This is a genomic window from Weissella minor (genome assembly GCF_001437425.1).
GTDB classification, from domain to species: domain Bacteria; phylum Bacillota; class Bacilli; order Lactobacillales; family Lactobacillaceae; genus Weissella; species Weissella minor.
In genome coordinates, this window is sequence record NZ_JQCD01000021.1 from 81,377 (window position 1) to 101,991 (window position 20,615).

16 protein-coding genes and 1 tRNA gene are annotated in these 20,615 nt (G+C 39.8%); 15 read left to right on the top strand and 2 right to left on the bottom strand.

Annotated elements, in window-relative coordinates:
* Positions 1-109: 109 nt before the first annotated feature.
* Positions 110-182 (bottom strand) — tRNA-Lys (locus IV67_RS02785).
* 242 nt (positions 183-424) lie between these two features.
* Between IV67_RS02785 and yycF the strand changes: the two genes are divergently transcribed.
* From yycF to IV67_RS02815, 6 genes are all read left to right on the top strand, one after another.
* Complete coding sequence (gene yycF, locus IV67_RS02790) at positions 425-1,135, top strand: response regulator YycF (protein WP_057786893.1); 711 nt, start codon at positions 425-427, stop codon at positions 1,133-1,135.
* 85 nt (positions 1,136-1,220) lie between these two features.
* Positions 1,221-3,095, top strand: a complete 1,875-nt coding sequence (gene walK, locus IV67_RS02795; RefSeq protein ID WP_057786895.1) for a cell wall metabolism sensor histidine kinase WalK — start codon at positions 1,221-1,223, stop codon at positions 3,093-3,095.
* Positions 3,088-4,416 carry a two-component system activity regulator YycH gene (yycH, locus tag IV67_RS02800; RefSeq protein WP_057786896.1) on the top strand — a complete coding sequence of 443 codons (1,329 nt, stop codon included), beginning with the start codon at positions 3,088-3,090 and terminating at the stop codon, positions 4,414-4,416. The genes walK and yycH overlap by 8 nt, the downstream gene beginning before the upstream one ends.
* Positions 4,413-5,240, top strand: a complete 828-nt coding sequence (gene yycI, locus IV67_RS02805) for a two-component system regulatory protein YycI (protein WP_057786898.1) — start codon at positions 4,413-4,415, stop codon at positions 5,238-5,240. Before yycH ends, yycI begins: the two co-directional genes overlap by 4 nt.
* Before the next feature lie 14 nt (positions 5,241-5,254).
* Positions 5,255-6,055, top strand: coding sequence for an MBL fold metallo-hydrolase (locus IV67_RS02810; RefSeq protein ID WP_057786900.1), 801 nt, complete (start codon positions 5,255-5,257; stop codon positions 6,053-6,055).
* Positions 6,056-6,113: 58 nt separating this feature from the next.
* On the top strand, positions 6,114-7,310 hold the full coding sequence (locus tag IV67_RS02815; RefSeq protein WP_057786902.1) for a S1C family serine protease: 1,197 nt from the start codon (positions 6,114-6,116) through the stop codon (positions 7,308-7,310).
* A gap of 308 nt (positions 7,311-7,618) precedes the next feature.
* Here IV67_RS02815 and IV67_RS02820 read toward each other — a convergent pair whose 3' ends face one another.
* Positions 7,619-8,074, bottom strand: a complete 456-nt coding sequence (locus tag IV67_RS02820) for a YwiB family protein (protein WP_057786904.1) — start codon at positions 8,072-8,074, stop codon at positions 7,619-7,621.
* Positions 8,075-8,166: 92 nt separating this feature from the next.
* On the opposite strand from IV67_RS02820, the gene IV67_RS02825 reads away from it, so the two are divergent.
* The 9 genes from IV67_RS02825 to helD all read left to right on the top strand — a co-directional run bounded on the left by IV67_RS02825 (position 8,167) and on the right by helD (position 20,555).
* Positions 8,167-9,525: an HD domain-containing protein gene (locus IV67_RS02825; protein ID WP_057786909.1), complete on the top strand. Its 1,359-nt coding sequence runs from the start codon at positions 8,167-8,169 to the stop codon at positions 9,523-9,525.
* A 40-nt stretch (positions 9,526-9,565) separates the two neighbouring features.
* Complete coding sequence (locus tag IV67_RS02830) at positions 9,566-10,387, top strand: Cof-type HAD-IIB family hydrolase (RefSeq protein WP_057786911.1); 822 nt, start codon at positions 9,566-9,568, stop codon at positions 10,385-10,387.
* 89 nt (positions 10,388-10,476) lie between these two features.
* The gene (rpoE, locus tag IV67_RS02835; RefSeq protein ID WP_057787034.1) at positions 10,477-11,049 is read left to right on the top strand and encodes a DNA-directed RNA polymerase subunit delta; all 573 of its coding nucleotides are present in this window, start codon (positions 10,477-10,479) and stop codon (positions 11,047-11,049) included.
* Positions 11,050-11,198: 149 nt separating this feature from the next.
* Positions 11,199-12,812 (top strand): CTP synthase, encoded by a 1,614-nt coding sequence (locus IV67_RS02840; RefSeq protein ID WP_057786913.1) that lies wholly within the window; start codon positions 11,199-11,201, stop codon positions 12,810-12,812.
* A gap of 326 nt (positions 12,813-13,138) precedes the next feature.
* Positions 13,139-14,404, top strand: coding sequence for a UDP-N-acetylglucosamine 1-carboxyvinyltransferase (locus IV67_RS02845; RefSeq protein WP_057786915.1), 1,266 nt, complete (start codon positions 13,139-13,141; stop codon positions 14,402-14,404).
* A gap of 233 nt (positions 14,405-14,637) precedes the next feature.
* Positions 14,638-16,209, top strand: a complete 1,572-nt coding sequence (gene cshA / locus IV67_RS02850; protein WP_057786917.1) for a degradosome RNA helicase CshA — start codon at positions 14,638-14,640, stop codon at positions 16,207-16,209.
* Positions 16,210-16,319: 110 nt separating this feature from the next.
* The gene (alr, locus tag IV67_RS02855; protein WP_057786919.1) at positions 16,320-17,813 is read left to right on the top strand and encodes an alanine racemase; all 1,494 of its coding nucleotides are present in this window, start codon (positions 16,320-16,322) and stop codon (positions 17,811-17,813) included.
* A gap of 9 nt (positions 17,814-17,822) precedes the next feature.
* The gene (locus tag IV67_RS02860; protein WP_057786921.1) at positions 17,823-18,185 is read left to right on the top strand and encodes a type II toxin-antitoxin system PemK/MazF family toxin; all 363 of its coding nucleotides are present in this window, start codon (positions 17,823-17,825) and stop codon (positions 18,183-18,185) included.
* Positions 18,186-18,251: 66 nt separating this feature from the next.
* A complete protein-coding gene (gene helD / locus IV67_RS02865; protein WP_057786923.1) occupies positions 18,252-20,555 on the top strand; it encodes an RNA polymerase recycling motor HelD in 2,304 nt (767 codons plus the stop codon).
* Positions 20,556-20,615: the final 60 nt, after the last annotated feature.

A 20,615-nucleotide genomic window follows, 5' to 3' on the forward strand; every position in this document is an offset into this window, starting at 1 on the left:
TTAACTCAACAACAGATATAAATATACCATCTATTTTGAATGTGTGCAAGCTTTTTTTTGAAAAAAGTATACAAAAAAACCTGACTCGTAAAAGTCAGGTTATAAGAAGTGGACAGACAGGGGCTCGAACCCTGGACCCACGGATTAAGAGTCCGTTGCTCTACCAACTGAGCTATCTGTCCATTAGGTTTGTTGCTATCTCAACAACAGATATAAATATACCACCATTATAAAAACAGTGCAAGCTTTTTTTTCAAAAAAATGGATACTTGAAAATGAGGCTGTTCTGATGGGTTATATTACGAGGTTTATACGACAATATAGTCAAAAGGCGTTGGGTTTGGTAGAATGAAAACAAGAAACCACTCGGTGTTCGGCGTGTTATAATATTAAAGAATGAAAAACCCATAAAGGGGGAAGTAAAATGACTAAAGTATTAGTAGTAGATGATGAAAAGCCAATTTCAGATATTATCAAATTTAATTTGACGAAAGAAGGCTATGATGTTGTGACGGCCATGGATGGGCAAGAAGCAATTGATTTGTTTGATGAAGAGAATCCAGATTTAGTGTTGCTAGATCAAATGTTGCCTGAAATTGAAGGGACAGAAGTTCTCCGCCAAATTCGTACTAAGTCACAAACACCAGTGATCATGGTGACGGCTAAAGATTCAGAAATTGATAAAGTGTTAGGATTAGAGATGGGTGCGGACGACTATGTGACAAAGCCATTTTCAAATCGAGAATTATTAGCGCGCGTGAAGGCTAATTTGCGTCGCCAAACACCAACGACACCAAATGTCGCTGAAGATGAAAGTGGTGACATTAAAATCGGACCATTAGTGATTCATCCGGATGCTTATATGGTTTCCAAAGATGGTAATGATATTGAATTAACACATCGTGAATTTGAATTATTACATCATTTGGCAAAACATATTGGACAAGTGATGACTCGTGATGATTTATTACAAACAGTATGGGGTTATGATTATTTTGGTGATGTGCGTACGGTTGACGTTACGGTTCGTCGTATTCGTGAAAAAATCGAAGAAACGCCAAGTCATCCACAAATTTTGATGACGCGTCGCGGCGTGGGGTATTATTTAAAACCAGCTGATGAAGCACAATCATAATGATTAGATAATGAGTAGCGAGTGCTTTGTATGATAGACAAGGTGCTCGCTTATTTTATGCCAAAAAAGGAAGAAGTACGGATGAATGAGACATAAAAGGAAGTACAATTGGCGTAGTTTTTTCTCATCAATTCATTTTAAAGTGGCGCTAGTTTTCACACTGACTTTGTTAGTTACTTTGGAAGTTGTTGGGGCTTTTTTTGTGAAGCAGTTAGAACGGCAAAGTTTGGATACGGTTAAGTCACAAATTGCTTTGAAACCATACGCAACTGATACACTGACTGCAGAATTGGTGAAGTCTGATGATTATGACAAAATCAATGAAGAGATTTATAAAACATTAAATTCAATTAATAATCCGACAATTAGTGAGATATCGGTGGTTGATGCAAATGGTGTGATTCGTGGAACGAGTGATGTAAATGCTCAGGAAACGATTAATCGTAAAACGACTGATTCAAATATTAAAGCTGCGCTATCGGGAAATAAATATAATAAGAGCCCAATTGAAGAATCAAATGACAAACGTTATCAAGTGGTGGTAAAACCATTGGTCAATGCACAATCAACGGATAACCGGATTGTTGGTGTGGTGGTTGTGCGTGCGAATTTAGAACCGACCTATAAGAGTTTAAATAATATTGCACTTATTTTCTTCTCTGCTGCATTTTTGGCAGTGTTGTTGGGTGTGATTATGTCCATTATTATTTCTCAAAGTTTGGCGCAACCGATTACGGAAATTAATGATCGAACTTTGCGTATTGCACAAGGGGATTATACTGGAGAAATTCAGGTTCGTTCGAATGATGAAATTGGCCAATTAGCTGAAAACGTTAATATACTGGCGTTACGAATTGAAGAAACGACTAATTCAATTGACTTTGAACGTCGACGGTTGGATTCAGTGCTTGAATATATGACAGATGGTGTCATTGCGACTGATCGTCGTGGAAATATTAATATGATTAACACTACAGCTGTCCATGACTTGAACTTGAAAGATGGTAATAGTGCAATTGGTGAGTCTATTTTGGATGTCTTGCATATTGAAGAAAATCAAACTTTGCGTGATCTATTGGAAGGCTCACAAGAATTATTCTTAGATTTCAGTACGAATGGGCGTGATATGTATTTGCAAGCCTACTTTAGTTTGATTCAACGTTCATCAGGCTTTGTGTCTGGAATTGTTATTGTTTTGCATGACGTAACAGAACAATACCGTGTCGATGAAGAACGTCGACAATTCGTTTCAAACGTCTCGCATGAATTACGAACACCATTAACTTCTGTTAATTCGTATGTGGATGCTTTGCAAGATGGTGCTATTGATGATCCAGAATTGGCTCGTAATTTCTTGGGCGTGCTTCAAGATGAAACATCACGTATGATTCGGATGATTAATGACTTGCTTGAATTATCACGTATGGACTCGGGAACAATGGCTGTCGATAATGAATTTGTGAACATATCTGAATTGTTCAATTATATTTTGAATCGTTTTGATATGATTATTGCGAATGATGACGCACCCGAAAAAACATACAGTATCCATCGTGAAATTCCGAAAAGTGGCATTTGGGTTGAATTAGATCCATCAAAGTTTACGCAAGTTATTGATAACTTGATGAATAACGCGATTAAGTATTCACCGGATGGCGGTGTCATTACAACGCGTTTGGTTGATAAACAAAAAGAGGTTATTTTGAGTATTACCGACCAAGGTCTAGGAATACCGGCCAAGGATGTGGATCATGTGTTTGATCGATTCTTCCGAGTTGATAAGGCGCGTTCACGTGCCCAGGGTGGAACTGGACTTGGTTTGGCCATTTCAAAGGAAATTGTGGAACGTTTTGGTGGCCGTATTTGGGTTGAATCTATCGAAGGCAAAGGCTCAACCTTCTATATTGCCTTACCATATGAACCTTATGAATTAGAAGATGAGGATGACTGGAATGATTAGAAAGCAATGGTTTAAATGCAAACTTTTCGTTAGTCGGTATGGATTAGGTTTAGTTGTAACTTTATTGATTGTCATTAGTATCGCCCTATCTTTTAGTCTCTGGTATAGTGTCAGCAATCCGGGTAACCTAACCGAACGTCGTAATAAACAAGAAGCAGCCAAAAAAATTGTTGCCAGCAAGCCGATTCAAGCGGTATATGATACTGACCGCATCATTATCAATCAAAATAATGAACAGAAAGTGGCGGTTGATTATCATGGGTCTACGAATGAAGTGACTGAAAAAATTTATGATTGGCCTTTATATAAAGCACGTCGTAAGCGTTACTCGAAGTCAGACTACCTTGAGCAATTGAAACGGAATGATTATGCTGTTTTGTTTTACCCAGACACGGTCACGGGTGATATTGTGAGTCATGATTTTAAAAGTGATATTGGGCTAAAAAGTTCAAATCACATTGATCGGATTATGGTGCCCTTAAATGGAAAAGGTAGTGTCTTCTTTGGTGATGATAAAAATCATCAATTCTATGAAGCAACGTTATCGGATGGGGCCAAGCCTTTAAATGTTGACTGGGGCCAACATCGTGTTAAAGCAAAGGTCTTCTGGAAAAATGATCAAGTGCAATTGGAGTTGGAAGAAAGCATCACACTACCGGAACGAAACTATTTGCTAGATGAAAATAAAGTGACTGACATTTCTAAAAATGTCTTTACGCAAACCGGAGATGCACCTAAAGCGGTGACACGCGGGGATGAGACGATTTATAGCGATACGTCGTCCCGGCAGTTGATTGCAAATAATAAAACTGGTCGTATGACATTGGAAGCTTATGATGATAATCGAAATGACGATACATTGTCGGATCGATTTAATGCTGGGTATCATTGGCTGTCATCACGTACGAATTTACCTGAAAACTTGTATTACTTTGAACAAAGTAAGAATGGTAATCAAGTGCAATATCGATACTATTCAGATGGATTACCAATCTTTAATGTTGATCAATCGGGACTGGTGCAAATCAATTTTAAGGCCGATGATCAAGTTAAAATTGATTTTTCAAAATATGTGTTACAGGTGCCGTTACCAAAGCATAAAGATAGTGAAGTTACATTACCTGATGAAAAAACAGTCCGACAAAATATAGCGAGTCAAGACTTAGGTGATGTCCAAGATTTGCGGGTTGGTTATGAATGGGTTGATTCGGGTGATTCTGAGTTTATAACCTTAGTGCCAAAGTGGTTTGCTAAAATTAAGGATGAGTGGCACCCAGTGAATGATGATTTTACGGTTAGTCAGGCAGGTGATATAGAATGAATTTAAAGAGAATTTTATGGGCCTTTCTATATACGTTTTTGATTTTAGATGCGGTGTTGATTTATCAATGGGTAAATGTGAACCAACCGTTAAGTGATCCTGGGTCAACTCAGAGTGTTAAAAAAGAAATGCAAATGGACGGTATTAATTACGGCCAATTGAAGAATCAACCGATTTCAGGTGCCTATGTGGCTGGTGACCAAGACAGTCAGTTAAAGGACAAACGGAAACAATTATCCAATGATTGGCGGACAACTGAGTCAGAAAACTCTATCGTTGCGACGCCTAAGCAGCAAATGCATCTGGGAAATAATCAAAAAGAAGCGGTAGAGAACCTTGAAAAAATGATTAAGGATTCGTCACAAGTGATTGATGGTAGAGAATATCGATATGATGATTTCTTGACCAATTTTGGCCAAGAGGCTGTTACCAAAAATGCTGATGGTTATACGATTATTTTCAGTCAAATTGCTGAATCTGCAAATAACCAGCGTGTTTTTACATCGCAACGTGGCCGAATTCAGTTTAATTTGGATGAAGGCTTCAATTTGAAGAATTATACGCAAAATCATATTTCAAATGTAGAAAGTTTGCGAAGTATTTCGGCATTAATTACGGAAGAGGATGCTTTAATCAACGCCTATCAATATAATGAAATTCCAAACAATAGTATTGTGCAAGCAAGTCGGTTAAGCTATTCAACATTGACGGTTGTTCGAGGTGACGTGATTTTCATTCCAATTTGGTCTTTTGTGGTGAAAGATAGCGCCAATGATGTGACAATTGTCCGGATTAATGCCTTAAATGGAACATTGGCAAGATAGAGAAAAGAGATAACATGGCAAGTGATTTTAAAGTTTCGATGCTCGCGTCAAGTAGTTCGGGAAATGTGACTTATTTAGAAACGCCAGAACACAAAATTCTCGTAGATGCAGGTTTATCAGGAAAGAAGATAGCAGATCGAATGGCGCAAATTGATCGATCGTTAAATGATGTTGATGCTATTTTTGTAACACATGAACATGCAGATCATATTGCGGGTGTGGGTGTATTAGCTCGTAAATATGGATTAGATGTCTATGCGAATGAGCAAACATGGGTCGCGATGGCACCAAAAATCGGTAAGGTGAATCCTGAGCAAGTTCATGTCTTTGAACCGAATCAAACGAAGCTAATGGGCGATTTGGATGTGGAAAGCTTTAGCGTATCGCACGATGCAGCGGACCCGCAATTTTATGCATTTCATCATGATAATAAAACATTTGCAATGTTAACGGATACGGGTTACATGAATGACCGCAGTCGCAGCATGTTAAAAAACGCGAATACCATTTTGATGGAAGCAAATCATGATTATGAAATGTTGCGAATGGGAAGTTATGCCTGGCCCCTTAAACAACGTATTCTAGGAGACAAAGGGCATTTGTCTAATGAGGATGGTGCTTTGGCACTTGCAGATGTGTTGGGAAATCAAACAAAACAAGTGTTTCTGGGCCATTTAAGTCCTGAGAACAATGAGAAAACATTGGCACATTTAACAGTGAGTGATGTTTTGACGCGTAAAGATTTAGGGGTTGACCATGACTTTTTCTTGCATGATACGAGTGCAAGTGAACCAACCCGTTTGCAAGGAATTTAAGTTTTTTATAGGATGATTTGCTATGCTGTCAATATGAAAAATATAAAGGAGAATCGCGATGTCTCAGAAACGAAGTTCAAACAATGGTAAAAAAGTACTGATGGTTGGATTAGTCGCTGGATTAGTTGGTGGTGGAATTTCAGCTGGTACGGTGACTTACTTGGCGAATAATCAACCAACAATCCAATCATCGTCTAAACGTGGTGATGTTAAAGTTGAAGATTCTAAAGTGAAGGGTGAAGCAACGGCCACACAAGCTTTTAATAAAGTTTCAGGTGCTGTTGTTTCTGTGATTAATATTCAAGACACAAATACCTTATCAAATAGCCGTTTGTTTAGTGATTCTGATGATGATTCTGATTCGAAATCAGCAACTGCATCTGAAGGTTCAGGGGTTATCTACAAAAAATCAGGTAATGATGCCTATATCGTGACAAATAATCACGTGGTTTCTGACGCTAAGGAACTACAAATTTTAATGAGTGATGGCACTAAAGTAAAAGCTTCACTCGTTGGTACTGATGAAATGACTGATTTGGCTGTGCTAAAGATTGATGCAAAACATGTAAAAGATGTTGCCAGTTTTGCTGATTCATCTAAGCTGCAACCGGGTGAAAGTGCCTTAGCAATCGGCTCTCCTTTGGGTTCTGAATATGCAACTTCAGTTACGGAAGGAATTATTTCTGCACCGCAGCGAGAGATTGATGCACAAAATGAAAAGGGACAATCACTTGGTAAAGCGACGGTTATCCAAACTGATGCGGCCATTAACCCTGGAAATTCTGGTGGACCACTAGTTAACCTGGCTGGTCAAGTTGTTGGAATCAATTCAATGAAGTTGGCGGGTTCAAGTGATGGTACTGCTGTTGAAGGAATGGGCTTTGCCATTCCTGCTAATACCGTGACTAAGATTATTTCTGAGCTAGAATCAAAGGGTCATGTTAAGCGTCCAAGTCTTGGTGTAAGTTTGGTGGATTTGAGCGCGATTTCATCAAGTGATCAACAAGATAAGTTGAAATTGCCAAATAACGCCAGTGGTGTTGTCGTGATGAAGGTTGCGAATGGTTCAGCCGCTAAAGCAGCCGGTATTAAGCAATATGATGTGATTACCAAGTTAGGTAAAACAGATGTGAAAGATACCAGCTCTTTGCGTGAAGCGCTCTATCAACAACAGGTTGGTGATAAGGTTGACGTCACTTATTATCGTGATGGAAAAGAAGCAACAACCACCGTTCATTTAACTGAAGGTGAGTAAAACGATTTAAATGCATTGATTTTACAAATTTATGGGAACATCTATAAAATGTAATTTTTTTGTAATGATATTACTGAAAGTTCAAGGTATACTTGTTTTACCTGCTGTTCGCAGTGGGTCTCATTACTCCCCATAGTAATAAGGGGTATCATACAGCCCCCCATTGTATGATACCGATATAGATGAAAGTTATTTCATAACTGACGTCGCCACTACTGTATTTCCCCCTCTTACAGTAGTGGTTTTTTTATGAAAAAAAGCGTGTTCGCAAGATGATTAATCTTGTGAGCACGCTTTTCTTTTTGCATTTAAGCTTTTTGATAATTAACGGCAATTTGATAGTGACCAAGTTCGCTATCATTTTCAATTAAGTCATAACCAATTAAGACATCGCCGACCGTTTTATCAGTATTTTGCTGAATTTTCAAAGTGGTTGTTTTAACCGTTAAAACAATATTACCCGCGGGTGTGCGGTAGTTGGTTGTTGTTTCGTGGCCAAGGTCAAAATGTAATTGGGTATTTAAAATCCCAGTACGTCGCATTTTGACTGTACCATCAGCTTGGAGTTTAAGCATGACTTTGGCTTTTGCATCAGGCATTTGCGCGTTTTCCGGTGCGTGTTCGATGTACCGAATATAATCGCCATTATCTGTGATGGTCAGGGTGGCTGGTTCATTTAAATCGTAGCTTTCAAATTCATCAAGGCATTTGATTTCACTACGAAGCGTCAAATTAATGTCAATATTTTCGAGATTGTTAGGCATGAGACAATTTTTGCTCCAATTTTTAGGTTTACACCTATTATACAAGTTTTCTGGGGTATAATAAGGGGAAACTGCAATTTTGGAGTGTTGATATGATTAAAGAAAAAATTTTGCGAGACCCGGTGTTAAATGAAATCCATGTCTATGATCAAGTTATTTTGGATTTAATTGGCACTCCGGAGTTTCAGCGGTTACGACGCATTAAACAACTAGGCGTGACGAGTGAGGTTTTTCATGGTGCAGAACATTCACGTTTTGCACATTCGTTGGGCGTGTATGAAATTGCGCGTCGGATTGAAATGCATTTATCACTCTTTTATCCAAGTCAAACAGCTGGTGACGGTTTGTGGGATAAAGAAGAACGGCTTGTATTGTTGGCAGCAGCCCTTTTACATGATTTAGGGCATGGTGCTTATTCACATACTTTCGAACATATTTTTAAGACCGACCATGAGTCCTACACGCAAAAAATTATTCTATCACCAGATACACAAATTCATGCGGTATTGGAGCAGGTGGCACCTGATTTTCCAGAAAAGGTCGCGCAAGTCATCGCGAAAACTTATCCTAATCCGCAAGTTGTCCAATTAATTTCCAGTCAAATCGATGCAGATCGGATGGATTATTTACTGCGGGATGCCTATTTTACAGGTGCTTCATACGGTCATTTTGATTTAGCACGTATTATTCAAATGATCCATCCATATGAAGGTGGCATTGCTTTTGATGATAAAGGGATGTATGCAATCGAAGATTATGTGGTGTCACGTTACCAAATGTATGTTCAGGTTTATTTTCACCCCGTTTCACGTGCGATGGAAGTGTTATTACAGCATTTGCTGGAACGTGTGATGTATTTGTATCAGCAAAATAAGGAAAACGGTTTGCAAAATAATTTTGTTTCACCGCTCTTACAGCCGCTATTTAGAGGTGAGGTAAATCTGCAGGAGTACTTAATGGTCGATGATGCCGTTTTGCTAGCTAATATTAGTGAATGGCGGCTGAATGAGGACAGTGTGTTGGCTGATTTAGCACATCGCTTCTTGGATCGCGTGCCACTAAAGTCGATGACCATTTCAAAACAAACCCGAGGGTTGTTACCAGAAATGCGCGCGTTAGTTGAGGCTGTGGGCTATGATCCGAACTATTACACAGCTGAAAATGATAGTTTTGATTTGCCTTATGATGATTTTGATCCAGAAGCCTTTAAGCAACGGACACAAATTGAATTACGTCAGCAAAATGGTGATTTAGTCGAATTATCACAGCGTAGTACTTTGGTTGAAGCGTTGATGGGGCGAGAATTTGGGGATGCGCGCTTATTCTTCCCACGTGAAATGTTGCAAGAACATCCAGTTGAAGATGTGATGGCACCAATCTATGCTGATTTTCAACGTTATATTGAAAATGGGCAATTGATTGAACCCAAACCAACTGATAGTGTAAAATAGCTATAGAAACAAGCCAAAAGAAATGGCGCAAGGAGGCAATATGATTAAGCTCGTCGCAATTGATATTGATGATACTTTAGTAAATACCAGCAAGGAAATTACCGACCAAGTGAAAGACTCACTGCACAAAGCTACTGAAGCTGGTGTAAAAATTGTGCTAACAACTGGTCGACCTGTCAAAGGAGTTCAAGCTTATTTGAAGACCCTGGGCTTAGCTGATTTAGACGACCAATATGTCATTACGTATAACGGAAGCGTTGTTGAGACGACATCTGGTCAAGTCATTGCATCACAGGAAGTTGGCTACCCAGCTTATGAAAGCATGACTCATTTTGGTCAAGAAAACTGGGGCGAAGAAGTCTTGGTACAAGCCGAAATGTTGGAAGATATTTACACAACCAATCGTGTCATCAATCCGATGGCTAGTCGTGAAAGCTACTTTATGAGTATGCCTATTCATGTGCTTGATCTTGCCGACATGCCGGCCGAAGGTAACTATGTGAAGGTTATGTTGATTGCTGAAGTTGCTAAAATTGATGAAATTCAACAAAAATTACCAAAAGAAATTGTTGATAATTATACAATTGTTCGCTCAGACCAGTATTTCTTGGAAATTTTGAACAAGGAAGCTAGTAAGGGGAATGGTTTGCGTGCGCTAGCGGATCATCTTGGCATTGATATGTCAGAGACGATGGCAATTGGGGACCAACAAAATGATATGTCGATGTTAGAAGCGGCTGGGTTCGGGGTTGCGATGGGTAATGCAATTCCTGAATTGAAAGAAATTGCCGATGCTGTGACAACCACACAAGATGAACACGGTGTTGGGGTTGCAATCGACAAGTATGTGTTAGATAATTAATTAGTTAGACTAGTTTATAGATGGTATACATTCGCTTTGAACTATTGTATGATTAAAAACGAATAAAAATGCGAAAGGACGTGCGTGATTTGGCAATAACACAATTTGACGGTCAAAACCGTGCTGAGCTCTCAATGATTGAAGTTGCTCGTGCGATTTTGTCTGACCGTCATGAGACCATGGCGTTTTCTGATTTATTGAATGAGGTTCAAACGTTTACTGGCAAGGCGGACGAAGAAATTCGTGCCCGTTTGGCTCAGTTCTATGCGGATTTGAACATTGACGGTTCATTTATTTCTTTGGGTGATAACATGTGGGGACTCCGTTCATGGTATCCAATTGACTCAATTGACGAAGCCGTTCATTTGGATCTAGAAGAAGAAAAAGAGAATAAACCTAAGAAGAAGAAGCGTAAGAAGATTAACGCCTTCTTGGCTGATGTAGATGATGACGATGACGTTATTGACTACAATGATGATGATCCTGAAGATGATGACTTTGGTAACGCGGAAACAGAAGATGCTGACGCCGAAGATGATGATTCTGAAGATACAGATGATGAAGAAGCAAAGGATCTTAATGAAGTATCAAGTGGAATCGGTGATGAAATTGGTGGGATTAAGCCCGTTGATGATGATTACGGTTCAGGAGATACTGAATAATTAAGATTGACACTTTTGGTTTAATTCTGTATTATTAAGTTCCGGGCTCTTGTATTTCAAATACAAGACTGAATGAACGACTATTGACAGCTCCCAAGGCTATTTAGCATTGGGAGTTTTTTATTTTTTACGACCTGGAGGATAGTATTATGGCAACGAAATATATTTTTGTTACTGGTGGTGTGGTTTCATCATTAGGTAAGGGAATTGTCGCAGCTTCATTGGGGCGCTTATTGAAGAATCGTGGATTTAAGATTGCGGTTCAAAAGTTTGATCCTTATATCAATATTGATCCGGGAACAATGTCACCTTACCAACACGGTGAAACATTTGTGACCGATGATGGACTTGAAACTGATTTGGACTTGGGTCATTATGAACGTTTTATTGACATCAATCTCAACAAATATTCAAACATTACATCAGGTCGTATCTATTCAGAAGTGTTGGCTAAAGAACGTCGTGGAGACTACGATGGTGCCACAGTTCAAGTCATTCCACATATCACAAATATGTTGAAAGAAAAGATGATGCGTGCTGGTGAAACTACTGATGCAGACATCGTGATCACTGAAGTTGGTGGAACGGTTGGTGATATTGAATCATTGCCATTCATTGAAGCTTTGCGTCAAATGAAGGCGCAAGTAGGGGCTGAAAATGTCTTTTACATTCACACATCATTGATTCCATTCTTGCGTGCTGCTGGAGAAATGAAGACCAAGCCAACGCAACATTCAGTTTCTGAATTGCGTTCATTGGGTATTCAACCAGATATGTTAGTTGTTCGTACAGAACAACCAATTACGGATGATATGCGTGATAAGTTGGCGCTCTTTACTGATGTGCCATCAACAGCTGTGATTGAATCACTTGACGTTGATGTGTTATATGAAGTTGCATTGAACATGCAAGCGCAAGGTATGGATGACGTTGTCTTGGAAAAACTAGGATTAGAAGCACCTAAGGCTGATATGACTGGTTGGATTGACATGATTGAAGGCATTAAGCACTTATCAAAGCAAGTAAAAATTGCTTTGGTGGGTAAGTATGCTGATTTGCAAGATGCTTATATTTCGGTTAATGAAGCTTTGCGTGCTGGTGGTTATGCAGTGGATGCTGAAGTTGAGATTACACCAATTAATTCAGAAACAATCACAGATGAAAATGTTGAAGAACTTTTGGGTTATGCCGATGGTGTCATGGTACCAGGTGGCTTTGGTCAACGTGGAACTGAAGGTAAGATTGCTGCGATTAAATATGCCCGTGAGAACAATGTACCGTTCTTAGGTGTATGTTTGGGAATGCAAATGGCCAGTGTTGAATTTGCACGGAATGTCCTAGGGCATGCTGATGCTAACTCAATTGAATTAGACCCAGAAACAAGCACACCTGTGATTGCCTTGATGGATGATCAACAAGAAGTGACTGAAGTTGGTGGTACATTACGTTTGGGCTTGTATACAAATGAGCTTAAGCCTGGAACTAAGGCGCACGAATTGTATGGTCAAGATGAAATTGAACAACGTCATCGTCATCGTTATGAATTTAACACGACGTACCGTCAAGAATTCGAAGATGCTGGAATGGTCTTTTCTGGTGTATCACCTGATGGCAGCTTAATGGAAATTATTGAATTGCCTGAAAATGATTTCTTTATGGCTGATCAAGCACATCCAGAATTCCAATCACGACCTAATCATGCGGAACCACTTTACCAAGGATTTATCAGTGCAGCTTTGAAGCGCCACGAAGCAAACAACTAAAATTGACATAGTTTTGAAACAATTGTTATAATAAAGAAATGATAAAAAGTCGACCTCTTTTAATCAGGCCGACTTTTTACTATACATAGTTTAGAAATCCGTGATTGTTTACGAGAAGTTTAAGCATTTTAAAATGACTGTAAATTATGCGGTCATATGCGGTAAACTATAATAAGTAAAATTTAGTTATGAAGTGTAACTAATTAAACGCATGTGTATCGACCCTAATACAGGTGTGAACGTGCTTTGGCGTTAGTCAAAGCCAGGGGAATAATGATAATAAACTTTAGTAGAGGTCTGAGATACTCTAGTCAAGGAGAAATATTATGAAGAAATTAGTCATTCATGGTGGACGTCGCCTTAGCGGTGAGGTCACAATTGGTGGTGCCAAAAATTCGACAGTGGCGTTGATTCCAGCTGCCATTTTATCTGAAGATCCAGTCCACTTTGATGGAATGCCTGACATTTTAGATGTGTATAACTTGCAATTAATTTTGGAATCGATGAATGTTTCATCAACTTTCCAAGATGGTCAGTTAATGATTGACCCAACGCAAATCGTTGAAGCAGAATTACCATCAACAGCCATTAAGAGTTTACGTGCTTCGTATTACTTCATGGGTTCATTGTTAGGACGTTTTGGACGTGCAACAGTGACTTTCCCAGGTGGTGATAACATTGGACCGCGCCCAATCGATCAACACATTAAAGGTTTTGAAGCATTAGGTGCAACTGTGACGGAAGCTAATGATACAATTCATATCGTTGCTGAAAATGGGCTAAAGGGTGCGCATATCTTCTTAGATATGGTATCAGTTGGTGCAACAATGAACATTATTTTAGCGGCCGTTCATGCTGAAGGTGTGACTGTGATTGAAAATGCAGCCAAAGAGCCTGAAATTATTGATTTGGCAACTTTCTTGAACAATATGGGTGCTAAAATCCGTGGCGTTGGAACGGATACAATCCGTATTACAGGTGTTGAACACTTAGGTTCTGAAACAACCCATACTACGATTCCAGACCGTATTGAAGCTGGAACTTATTTGTCTTTGGCAGCAGCTCAAGGTGATGGCGTTTTGGTGAAGAATGTTATTCCAGAACACTTAGAAGCATTTATTTCAAAGATGATTGAAATGGGTGTTGAGTTAGATGTGCGTGAAGACAGTATTTATGTACCAAAATCAGATAAGTTGAAGCCAATCACAATTAAGACGGCACCTTATCCTAGTTTTGCGACTGATTTGCAACAACCAATCACGCCGCTTTTGGGAACAATTCCTGGAACAAGTGCTATTCATGAAACGATTTATCCTGAGCGTACACGTCATGTGCCTGAGCTTAATAAGCTTGGAATGGATATTTCGACTGAGGAAGAAGGCATTATCGAAATCAACCCTAGTCATGAATTGCATGGAACTGAAGTTGCCGCGGAAGAAATTCGAGCAGGTGCTTCACTTGTGATTGCTGGATTGATGGCTGATGGTGTGACTGAAGTGACCAATGCTGAACACGTTTTGCGTGGTTATGATCGACTAATTCATAAATTGACGATGTTGAATGCTGATATTCAAATTGAAGACGACTTCTAAATTTATACAAAATAACCGATAAACCGTTTGGTTTACCGGTTATTTTTAATTTAAAAGCGAATTCCCTTGATAAATTAGCGGTAACAAGATAGAATAGACAAGTTACATTTAGAACAGTTAACTGCCAAGGGTCGGCGCAGTACGGACACCGGATTGTGTTTAGCATGATACTTGATCAGTTAGCTACGAGACAAAAAGATGATGATAGAGACTATCATCCTGGAGGATATATTTTGAAGTTTGCAGAATTAGGTCTATCAGAAGACCTCTTAACAGCCATTACAAAGCAAGGCTACGAAGAAGCTACACCAATCCAAGAAAAGACAATTCCATTGATTTTAGATGGAAAAGACGTGATTGGACAAGCTCAAACAGGAACTGGTAAAACCGCAGCATTTGGTTTGCCAATTTTACAAATGCTTGATGAGAATATCTCAAAGCCTCAAGCACTTGTTGTTTCACCAACTCGTGAGTTGGCGATTCAAACCCAAGACGAAATTTTCAAATTAGGACGCGACAAGCATGTACGTGTGCAAGCTGTCTTTGGTGGTGCTGATATTCGCCGTCAAATCAACGGTTTGAAGCATGGTGCACAAGTTGTTGTTGGAACACCAGGACGTCTACTTGACCACATCAACCGTGGAACAGTAGATTTGTCACATGTCCAAACACTTGTTTTGGATGAAGCTGACGAAATGTTGAACATGGGATTCTTGGATGATATTGAATCAATCCTAAAGGCAGTGCCAGACAAGCGTCAAACATTGCTATTCTCAGCAACAATGCCAGCTGCGATTAAGCGTATTGGGGTCCAATTCATGAAGGATCCAGTTCACGTACAAATTGAAGCTAAGGAATTGACAACTGATTTAGTTGACCAATACTACGTAAAGGTTCGTGAAAACGAAAAGTTTGATACCCTTACACGTATTTTGGACGTACAAAACCCACAATTGGCCATCATGTTTGGACGTACAAAGCGTCGTGTTGATGAATTAACGCGTGGACTTGAGTTGCGTGGTTACAATGCTGCCGGAATTCACGGTGACTTAACCCAACAAAAGCGTTCACAAGTTTTGAAGCAATTCAAGAATGGTGAAATTAACATTTTGGTTGCAACTGATGTTGCGGCCCGTGGTTTGGACGTTTCAGGTGTTGATTACGTTTATAACTTTGATATTCCACAAGATTCAGAATCATATGTTCACCGTATCGGCCGTACTGGTCGTGCCGGACACAATGGTACTTCAGTAACCTTTGTGACAAATGCAGAGATGGACTACTTGAAGGACATTGAAAAGTTAACTAAGAAGCGTATGCAAACTTTGAAGCCTGCTACTAAGGAAGAAGCTGTTGCTGGTCGTCTTTCACAAGCTGGTGATAAGGTTGAAAAGTTAATCAAGCAAGCTGATCCAGATTTGGCTGAAGATGAAGTAAATGCTTTGGTTGAAAAGTATGATGCGCAAACATTGGCAGCTGCATTGCTAGGATCTGTCGCTGATATTAACGAAATGGATACACCATTCTCACTATCACGCGAACGTCCACTTCCACGTAAGCGTTACGGAAATGGTGGTAACGGTGGTGGAAACCGTCGTCGCAATGGTAACGGTGGTGGATATCGTGGTGGAAACCGTAATGGTGGTGGATACCGCGGTGGAAATCGTAATGGTGGTAACGGTGGCGGACGCCGCTCAAACGATCGTGATGGACGTCGTTCATCAAACAACGGTGATCGTCGTAATGGTAACGGTGGTGGACAATCACGCCGTTCACGTGATTTCGTGATCAAAAACAAAGATTAATTGAAAAGGCATAACCAAATTTATTTTTGGTTATGCTTTTTTTAAACCCAAAATTTATTGCAAGATTTAATTCTAAATAGCGTATAATAGATAAAAATAAGGAGGCGTTTATGATTATTGGTATTGGTACAGATGTACAAACCATTAGTGCCATGGCACAAACTGCTAGTCGAACGCCACGGACCATTGATGCGATTCTAACTGAAAAAGAACGCCAAATTTTTGATCAACGTAAAGGTAAACATCAAATTGAATTTTTGGCAGGTCGTTTTTCCATTAAAGAAGCATTTAGCAAGGCTTTGGGAACAGGCATTAGTCGTGGTGTTGGCTTTTTAGATATCGAAGTATTAGTAGGGGCAAATGGTGAGCCCATTTTAACAAAGGCGCCGTTGAACGAGGGGGTTCAGGCACACCTTTCAATTTCACATACAGGGGATTTAGTACATAGTTTAGTTGTATTGGAGCAAGACATGACAAGTAATCACATGAATCAGCCGATTGCAAAACATCGGCCAGCATGGATTGAGGTTTCAGCTGAAGCACTCAAGCATAATATTGCGTATATTAAAGCGTTAACGCAAACAAAAAAGGTTTGCGCTGTTGTTAAAGCCAATGCTTATGGGCATGGGTTAGAAGTGGTTGTACCTGTGTTACAGGCGCAAGGCGTGGATGCATTTGCTGTTGCAACCATGGATGAAGGGATTTGGTTGCGCGACTTTGGTGTGACCCAACCCATTTTAATTTTAGGAGTAACACCAGCACATTATATTGATACGGTGGCAGAATATGACCTAACACCAGTGGTGCCAAGTTTAGAGTGGTTAGAAAGTGCACTAAATGTATTACCACATGGTGATACATTAAAGCTGTCAGTTGCGGTTGATTCTGGTATGGGACGCATTGGTATTCGCGATCACGCAGAATTAGCAGCGGTGGTGGCATTGATTGCAAGTCGTTCAGATTTGACTTTCGAATCAATTTGGACCCATTTTGCAACAGCGGATACAACAAATGTCGATTATTTTGAACAGCAGCTTCAAAATTGGCATGATTTGGTTGATGATCAGGCGATTCCAGAAAGTACATGGCGCCATTTAGCTAATTCAGGAACGTCATTGTGGCATGAATTACCTAGTCATGATATGATTCGTTTGGGTGCAGGTATGTATGGATTTGATCCATCACAAGGTGACTTGCCAAATCGTGATTTAATGCCTGTGATGTCGGTGAAAGCTGAACTCGTACATGTTAAAGAAGTACCAGCTGGTAGTTCGATTTCATATGGGGCAACCTATACCACGACAGAAAAGGAATGGATTGGGACTTTGCCGATTGGGTATGCAGATGGTTATCCACGCGCAATGCAAGGTATGACTGGATTGTTACCAGATGGACGCCGGGTTGAAGTTATTGGTCGGATTGCGATGGATCAGTGCATGGTGCGTTTGCCAGAAGCGTTACCAGTTGGGACGGTTGTCACATTGCTGGGACAAGTTCAAGATGAAAAAATTACATTAAATGATATGGCGACACAAGCTGGCACAATTCCATATGAAATGGCAACCAGTATGGCGCAACGTTTACCACGCCAATTAGTTGATTAGGAGTTTTAGATGGGAAAACATGTCGAGATAAAACGTGGTGATATTTTCTTTGCAGAATTATCACCTTTTGTCGGATCTGAGCAAGGGGGACAACGACCTGTCGTGATTGTGCAAAATGATGTTGGAAATCATCATGCACCAACCGTAATCGTGGTACCCATTACTGCTCAAATTGACAAACCAAAGTTACCAACACATGTCGGATTGCCTGCGACGATTGAAAATACAGGTATTAATAAGGATTCTGTTTTGTTGGGGGAACAGGTTCGTACGATTGATAAACGCCGTTTACAAGATAAAATCGGTGAAATTCCGCAAGCAATCATGACGGATGTTAATCAAGCATTAGTGATTAGTTTAGGTTTAGCATAAATAAAAAGGCATTGGGGCGGTTAACCAATGCCTTTTCATATTTTAAAGTAAGAAAAGGAGTAACCAATGGTTGAAACGAATGAATGGCAACAAGAACAAGCGCGTTTAAATCAAGTTTCTGATGAAATTGAAGCGCAGTTGGTTACGGCAAACAAAGATTTTGAACAAGCCCATGCTGAAACCTATGCGGTTGAAACAAATTATGGGGCCAACACATCAATCAATACATTTGAAGAAGATGATGCGATGGAGACCAACGCCGAAATTCAGCAACAACGAAATATTGTGGCACGTGTAACTGAAACTGAACAAATTATGGCCAAGATGGTCACAACCTTGCACAGTTTACAAGCAAGTCCCTATTTTGGACGTGTCGATATTCTTGAAGACGGCGATCCAGATACACTGTACATTGGTTTAGCATCATTGCAGGATGATCAGGGCGATTTTTTGATTAACGATTGGCGGGCGCCAATTAGCGGAATTTATTATAATGGGGCGCTAGGACCAGTCAGTTATCCGACACCAATGGGTGACCAAAAGGCTGATTTAAAAAAGAAACGTCAATATACGATTGAAGGACGGCATATCATTAATATGTTCGATACTGATGTCACAATTGGTGACGAAATGTTGCAATATGCTTTAGGGCAGCAAAATGATGCCACCATGCATAATATTGTTGCGACGATTCAGCAAGAACAAAATCAAATTATTCGTGATACAACCAGTGATTTAATGGTGGTCCAAGGGGTAGCCGGTTCTGGAAAGACATCAGCGATTCTCCAACGCATTGCCTTTTTACTGTTTCATGCGCGTGAAAATTTGAATTCAGATCAAATTGTCTTGTTCTCACCCAATCGTTTATTCTCAAGTTATATCGCAGATGTTTTGCCATCGCTTGGTGAGCGAAACATGCGACAAGTGACGATGAGTGAGTTTTTGAGTGCGCGTTTGCAAGGATTAACGGTGCAAACGTTGTTTAATCAATATGAACAAGATCAAGAACGGCCGCAAGCAATTCGACAACAACTACAACAAGCACTTGAATCTGCTGATTTAGCAGATGCGTTAGCAAATTATTTAACACAATTAGCAGCACCAGAGATTGCCTTTGTGGATGTGTATTTCCAAGGTGAAGTTTGGTTTAGTAAAGATGATTTTGTAACGTATTTTAAAACATTGCCAACGGCTTATGCCATGATGGATCGTATTATTCAAACGAAACAGCATTTCTTAGAAGTTTTACAAACACAAATATTAGATTTACGTCAAGCTGATTGGGTCCTTGATGCATTAAATCAACTCGATGATGCAGAATATCATCGTTTGTTGGATGAAGATATTGATGCTTTGGTACAAGCGGATGTGAATATGGATGAGACCGTAGACCAGGTTGCGACTGCTTATTTGAAAGAGGTCTTCCAGCCCTTGGATGATGCGATTTATAATTCACAATTTATTGATATTTATCAACAGTTCTCTGACTTTTTGCAGTATTTGGCTCGCACTGAGTATGCTGGTATTGAACAAAAATGGTGGATGACGAAAGAGCAACGTTTTGCACACCAATTAGAACAGCATGCTATTGATTATGAAGATGTCGTGCCAGTTCTCTACCTGCGTGATTTGATGACTGGTAGTGGGACGAATCAGTTTATGCAATATGTCTTCGTGGATGAGATGCAAGATTATGCGATGTTGCAAATGTTGTATTTGAAACACGCCTTTCCATATGCTAAGTTCACGTTACTGGGGGATGCTGAACAAGCCCTATTTAGAGCTGTTCAAACGCCTGAAAGTTTAATGCAGGCCTATCAAGATGCTTTCCAAGTTAAAAAGCATCGCTTAATTAAGCTCAATAAATCTTATCGTTCAACACAACAAATTATGAATTTTGCTAAAGCGTTGTTACCAGATGGTGCTGACATTCAAACTTTCCAACGGCCAGGGACCAAGCCACAAATTCGTCAGGTTGAAGCATCACAGGTTGCAACTACTTTGGCAGACATGGTCCATCAATTACAAACAACGCAAAAGACCATTGCGATTTTGACGAAAACACAGACACAAGCAGAAACAGTCAGTGTTGACTTAACAGACCAAGGCATTGACCATCAGCTCTTAGATGCAGATGATCGTAGTCGCCAAGCCGATATTTTGGTGATGCCAATTTATTTGGCAAAGGGCTTAGAATTTGATGCCGTAATTGGTTATGATGTCTCACAGATGAATTATCCAGATACGGATTCAACCGGTTTGTTATATACATTAGCTTCGCGTGCGATGCATGAGTTAATGATGATTAGTATTGGACCAGTGACGCAATTGATTAATGCCGTTGCGGACACCGTCGACATTATTGATTAGCGGTTGTTATCCTTTATAAAAAACTCTACAATGATAGAGATATAGCATTTATTAATAAAA

Coding starts and splice junctions, on each gene's coding strand:
- yycF (WP_057786893.1), top strand. CDS start 425: ATGACTAAAGTATTAGTAGTAGATGATGAAAAGCCAATTTCAGATATT.
- walK (WP_057786895.1), top strand. CDS start 1,221: ATGAGACATAAAAGGAAGTACAATTGGCGTAGTTTTTTCTCATCAATT.
- yycH (WP_057786896.1), top strand. CDS start 3,088: ATGATTAGAAAGCAATGGTTTAAATGCAAACTTTTCGTTAGTCGGTAT.
- yycI (WP_057786898.1), top strand. CDS start 4,413: ATGAATTTAAAGAGAATTTTATGGGCCTTTCTATATACGTTTTTGATT.
- IV67_RS02810 (WP_057786900.1), top strand. CDS start 5,255: ATGGCAAGTGATTTTAAAGTTTCGATGCTCGCGTCAAGTAGTTCGGGA.
- IV67_RS02815 (WP_057786902.1), top strand. CDS start 6,114: ATGTCTCAGAAACGAAGTTCAAACAATGGTAAAAAAGTACTGATGGTT.
- IV67_RS02820 (WP_057786904.1), bottom strand. CDS start 8,074: ATGCCTAACAATCTCGAAAATATTGACATTAATTTGACGCTTCGTAGT.
- IV67_RS02825 (WP_057786909.1), top strand. CDS start 8,167: ATGATTAAAGAAAAAATTTTGCGAGACCCGGTGTTAAATGAAATCCAT.
- IV67_RS02830 (WP_057786911.1), top strand. CDS start 9,566: ATGATTAAGCTCGTCGCAATTGATATTGATGATACTTTAGTAAATACC.
- IV67_RS02840 (WP_057786913.1), top strand. CDS start 11,199: ATGGCAACGAAATATATTTTTGTTACTGGTGGTGTGGTTTCATCATTA.
- IV67_RS02845 (WP_057786915.1), top strand. CDS start 13,139: ATGAAGAAATTAGTCATTCATGGTGGACGTCGCCTTAGCGGTGAGGTC.
- alr (WP_057786919.1), top strand. CDS start 16,320: ATGATTATTGGTATTGGTACAGATGTACAAACCATTAGTGCCATGGCA.
- IV67_RS02860 (WP_057786921.1), top strand. CDS start 17,823: ATGGGAAAACATGTCGAGATAAAACGTGGTGATATTTTCTTTGCAGAA.
- helD (WP_057786923.1), top strand. CDS start 18,252: ATGGTTGAAACGAATGAATGGCAACAAGAACAAGCGCGTTTAAATCAA.